This is a genomic window from Herminiimonas contaminans (genome assembly GCF_015645465.1).
GTDB classification, from domain to species: domain Bacteria; phylum Pseudomonadota; class Gammaproteobacteria; order Burkholderiales; family Burkholderiaceae_D; genus Oxalicibacterium; species Oxalicibacterium contaminans.
Genome location: NZ_JADOEL010000037.1, coordinates 1 through 5,591 on the forward strand (window position 1 = coordinate 1; position 5,591 = coordinate 5,591).

A 5,591-nucleotide genomic window follows, 5' to 3' on the forward strand; every position below is an offset into this window, starting at 1 on the left:
CGCGCAAAGCAAAAACCCTCCAGTATTTCTACTGAAGGGTTTTCTAAATAAAAGCCTGACGATGACCTACTTTCACACTGGTTGCAGCACTATCATCGGCGCAAAGTCGTTTCACGGTCCTGTTCGGGATGGGAAGGGGTGGTACCAACTCGCTATGGTCATCAGGCATAACTTGTAAAGTTACCTGCTAAGTCGTTGTTGCTGACTTGAGCAAATAACCCAATCTGGAAGAAGTAAATTTTGTATTACTGGTTGTGATCATCAAATCACACACGCTACTTGTAAGCCTACACCTGCTAAGGTTATAGGGACAAGCCGTACGGGCAATTAGTATCAGTTAGCTTAATGCATTACTGCACTTCCACACCTGACCTATCAACGTCCTGGTCTCGAACGACCCTTCAAAGAGCTCAAGGCTCTGGGAAATCTCATCTTAAGGCAAGTTTCCCGCTTAGATGCTTTCAGCGGTTATCTCTTCCGAACTTAGCTACCCGGCAATGCCACTGGCGTGACAACCGGTACACCAGAGGTTCGTCCACTCCGGTCCTCTCGTACTAGGAGCAGCCCCCTTCAAATTTCCAACGCCCACGGCAGATAGGGACCAAACTGTCTCACGACGTTTTAAACCCAGCTCACGTACCACTTTAAATGGCGAACAGCCATACCCTTGGGACCGGCTACAGCCCCAGGATGTGATGAGCCGACATCGAGGTGCCAAACTCCCCCGTCGATATGAACTCTTGGGAGGAATCAGCCTGTTATCCCCAGAGTACCTTTTATCCGTTGAGCGATGGCCCTTCCATACAGAACCACCGGATCACTATGTCCTACTTTCGTACCTGCTCGACTTGTCAGTCTCGCAGTTAAGCACGCTTATGCCATTGCACTATTAGCACGATGTCCGACCGTACCTAGCGTACCTTCGAACTCCTCCGTTACACTTTGGGAGGAGACCGCCCCAGTCAAACTGCCTACCATGCACTGTCCCCGATCCGGATAACGGACCAAGGTTAGAACCTCAAACAAACCAGGGTGGTATTTCAAGGATGGCTCCACGAGAACTAGCGTCCCCGCTTCAAAGCCTCCCACCTATCCTACACAGATTGGTTCAAAGTCCAATGCAAAGCTACAGTAAAGGTTCATGGGGTCTTTCCGTCTAGCCGCGGGTAGATTGCATCATCACAAACATTTCAACTTCGCTGAGTCTCGGGAGGAGACAGTGTGGCCATCGTTACTCCATTCGTGCAGGTCGGAACTTACCCGACAAGGAATTTCGCTACCTTAGGACCGTTATAGTTACGGCCGCCGTTTACTGGGACTTCAATCAAGAGCTTGCACCCCATCATTTAATCTTCCAGCACCGGGCAGGAGTCACACCATATACGTCCACTTTCGTGTTTGCATAGTGCTGTGTTTTTATTAAACAGTCGCAGCCACCAGTTTATTGCAACCCCTTCGTCCTTCTACAGTAAAGTAGTCAAACTACAAGGGCGTACCTTATCCCGAAGTTACGGTACCAATTTGCCGAGTTCCTTCTCCCGAGTTCTCTCAAGCGCCTTAGAATACTCATCTCGCCCACCTGTGTCGGTTTGCGGTACGGTCTCGTTAGACTGAAGCTTAGAGGCTTTTCTTGGAACCACTTCCGATTGCTTCGCGAATAAATTCGCTCGTCCCGTGCCCTTGAATTACGCTGCCGGATTTGCCTAACAGCCTTCTATGACACAGTAACCGGGACATCCAACACCCGGACAACCTTTCGCGATCCGTCCCCCCATCGCATCTAACGACGGTGCAGGAATATTAACCTGCTTCCCATCAGCTACGCATCTCTGCCTCGCCTTAGGGGCCGACTCACCCTGCTCCGATGAACGTTGAACAGGAAACCTTGGGCTTACGGCGTGGAGGCTTTTCACCCCCATTATCGCTACTCATGTCAGCATTCGCACTTCTGATACCTCCAGCATCCTTTACAAGACACCTTCGCAGGCTTACAGAACGCTCTCCTACCATATGCTTACGCATATCCGCAGCTTCGGTGACTGGCTTAGCCCCGTTACATCTTCCGCGCAGGACGACTCGATCAGTGAGCTATTACGCTTTCTTTAAAGGATGGCTGCTTCTAAGCCAACCTCCTGACTGTTTTAGCCTTCCCACTTCGTTTTCCACTTAGCCAATCTTTGGGACCTTAGCTGGCGGTCTGGGTTGTTTCCCTCTTGACGCCGGACGTTAGCACCCGACGTCTGTCTCCCAAGCTCGCACTCATCGGTATTCGGAGTTTGCAATGGTTTGGTAAGTCGCGATGACCCCCTAGCCATAACAGTGCTCTACCCCCGATGGTGATACTTGAGGCACTACCTAAATAGTTTTCGGAGAGAACCAGCTATTTCCAAGTTTGTTTAGCCTTTCACCCCTACCCACAGCTCATCCCCTAATTTTTCAACATTAGTGGGTTCGGTCCTCCAGTGCGTGTTACCGCACCTTCAACCTGGCCATGAGTAGATCACTTGGTTTCGGGTCTACACCCAGCGACTGGACGCCCTATTCGGACTCGATTTCTCTACGGCTTCCCTATACGGTTAACCTTGCCACTGAATGTAAGTCGCTGACCCATTATACAAAAGGTACGCAGTCACGGAACAAGTCCGCTCCTACTGTTTGTATGCACACGGTTTCAGGATCTATTTCACTCCCCTTCCGGGGTTCTTTTCGCCTTTCCCTCACGGTACTGGTTCACTATCGGTCGATATCGAGTATTTAGCCTTGGAGGATGGTCCCCCCATGTTCAGACAGGATTTCTCGTGTCCCGCCCTACTTGTTGCAAGCTTAGTTCCACACCACATATTTCGTGTAAGGGGCTATCACCCTCTATGGCTGCACTTTCCAGAGCATTCCACTATATCTGATGCTAAAACTTGCGGCTGTTCCCATTTCGCTCGCCACTACTTTGGGAATCTCGGTTGATTTCTTTTCCTGCAGCTACTTAGATGTTTCAGTTCGCCACGTTCGCTTCACACACCTATGTATTCAGTGAGTGATGACCCAGAGGGCCGGGTTTCCCCATTCGGAAATCTGCGGATCAAAGCTTGTTTGCTAGCTCCCCGCAGCTTATCGCAAGCTACTACGTCCTTCATCGCCTGATATCGCCAAGGCATCCACCATGTGCACTTATTCGCTTGTCCCTATAACGTTAGCCTCTTAATCGCTTGCGCTTTTAAAAGACGGCTATAAGGCAAACAAGTACTACGTGTTTGCTGTATTGACACTGGACTGCCCTTGCGAGCAGCTGATCGTCAATACTATTTGATTTGATACAATCACAACCCATCAGCACAAACTAACAATGCTTACGCATCATTGGCTTGCACCAATAAATCTTTACTTCTTCCAAATTGTTAAAGAACAAAAACAGCCAATGATCTATCTAAAAGATCAAACCTAAATCACGTCTACACTTTCATGCAGATCAACTTAGGTTTGACATCTTGGTGGAGGTTGACGGGATCGAACCGACGACCCCCTGCTTGCAAAGCAGGTGCTCTCCCAGCTGAGCTAAACCCCCGAAACCGGTACTACGTATTTCTTGGTGGGTCTGGTTGGGCTCGAACCAACGACCCCCGCGTTATCAACACGGTGCTCTAACCAACTGAGCTACAGACCCGTTTGGATCAGTACCAACCAACACCGCACAAGCATTACTGCCTGCGCACTGCCGACATTCACTGTTCTTTTCTTACTAACAGCCCGATAAGTGTGGACGCTTAACTTTCACGCAAACTCTAGAAAGGAGGTGATCCAGCCGCACCTTCCGATACGGCTACCTTGTTACGACTTCACCCCAGTCACGAATCCCACCGTGGTAAGCGCCCTCCTTGCGGTTAGGCTACCTACTTCTGGTGAAACCCGCTCCCATGGTGTGACGGGCGGTGTGTACAAGACCCGGGAACGTATTCACCGCGACATGCTGATCCGCGATTACTAGCGATTCCAACTTCATGTAGTCGAGTTGCAGACTACAATCCGGACTACGATACACTTTCTGGGATTAGCTCCCCCTCGCGGGTTGGCGGCCCTCTGTATGTACCATTGTATGACGTGTGAAGCCCTACCCATAAGGGCCATGAGGACTTGACGTCATCCCCACCTTCCTCCGGTTTGTCACCGGCAGTCTCATTAGAGTGCCCTTTCGTAGCAACTAATGACAAGGGTTGCGCTCGTTGCGGGACTTAACCCAACATCTCACGACACGAGCTGACGACAGCCATGCAGCACCTGTGTTACGGCTCTCTTTCGAGCACCCTCTAATCTCTCAGAGGTTCCGTACATGTCAAGGGTAGGTAAGGTTTTTCGCGTTGCATCGAATTAATCCACATCATCCACCGCTTGTGCGGGTCCCCGTCAATTCCTTTGAGTTTTAATCTTGCGACCGTACTCCCCAGGCGGTCTACTTCACGCGTTAGCTGCGTTACCAAGACAATTAAGTCCCGACAACTAGTAGACATCGTTTAGGGCGTGGACTACCAGGGTATCTAATCCTGTTTGCTCCCCACGCTTTCGTGCATGAGCGTCAGTGTTATCCCAGGGGGCTGCCTTCGCCATCGGTATTCCTCCACATCTCTACGCATTTCACTGCTACACGTGGAATTCTACCCCCCTCTGACACACTCTAGCCATGCAGTCTCAAATGCCATTCCCAGGTTGAGCCCGGGGATTTCACATCTGACTTACATAACCGCCTGCGCACGCTTTACGCCCAGTAATTCCGATTAACGCTTGCACCCTACGTATTACCGCGGCTGCTGGCACGTAGTTAGCCGGTGCTTATTCTTCAGGTACCGTCATTAGCAAAGGATATTAGCCCTCACCGTTTCTTCCCTGACAAAAGAGCTTTACAACCCGAAGGCCTTCTTCACTCACGCGGCATTGCTGGATCAGGGTTGCCCCCATTGTCCAAAATTCCCCACTGCTGCCTCCCGTAGGAGTCTGGACCGTGTCTCAGTTCCAGTGTGGCTGGTCGTCCTCTCAGACCAGCTACTGATCGATGCCTTGGTAGGCCTTTACCCCACCAACTAGCTAATCAGATATCGGCCGCTCCATGAGCATGAGGTCTTGCGATCCCCCACTTTCATCCGTAGATCGTATGCGGTATTAGCGCAACTTTCGCTGCGTTATCCCCCACTCTAGGGTACGTTCCGATATATTACTCACCCGTTCGCCACTCGCCACCAGGAGCAAGCTCCCGTGCTGCCGTTCGACTTGCATGTGTAAGGCATGCCGCCAGCGTTCAATCTGAGCCAGGATCAAACTCTTCAGTTCAATCTCTGTTTTTGGCATTGCTGCCAGGTTCTTTCGAACCGGTCGCTCACTCAAAATACTGACAGGTACTTCCATTTCTGAAAGTATCTATATTTCTTTGTGAGCATTTAATGTTTAAAGTTATGACAGCGAATAAATTCACTGCCGCGCTTCCATTAAACGCCCACACTTATCGGCTGTTAATTTTTAAAGAACCTGTTCTGCTTCGCTATCAACTTGCGTCGTTTGCGTCGCTGCGAATCGTTTTGTTCGTCAGCAGCAGAGAAGCGAGATTATGT

At 50.3% G+C, this 5,591-nt stretch carries 2 tRNA genes and 3 rRNA genes; all 5 read right to left on the bottom strand.

What is annotated here, in order from left to right:
• Nucleotides 1-53 precede the first annotated feature (53 nt).
• A 5S ribosomal RNA gene (rrf, locus tag IXC47_RS19110) occupies nt 54-166 on the bottom strand.
• Between the two features lie 140 nt (nt 167-306).
• Nucleotides 307-3,179, bottom strand: a 23S ribosomal RNA gene (locus IXC47_RS19115).
• 304 nt (nt 3,180-3,483) lie between these two features.
• Nucleotides 3,484-3,559, bottom strand: a tRNA-Ala gene (locus tag IXC47_RS19120).
• Between the two features lie 22 nt (nt 3,560-3,581).
• A tRNA-Ile gene (locus tag IXC47_RS19125) sits at nt 3,582-3,658 on the bottom strand.
• 122 nt (nt 3,659-3,780) lie between these two features.
• Nucleotides 3,781-5,313, bottom strand: a 16S ribosomal RNA gene (locus IXC47_RS19130).
• Together the 16S, 23S and 5S rRNA genes with 2 tRNA genes alongside form the textbook arrangement of a ribosomal RNA operon.
• Between the last annotated feature and the right edge of the window lie 278 nt (nt 5,314-5,591).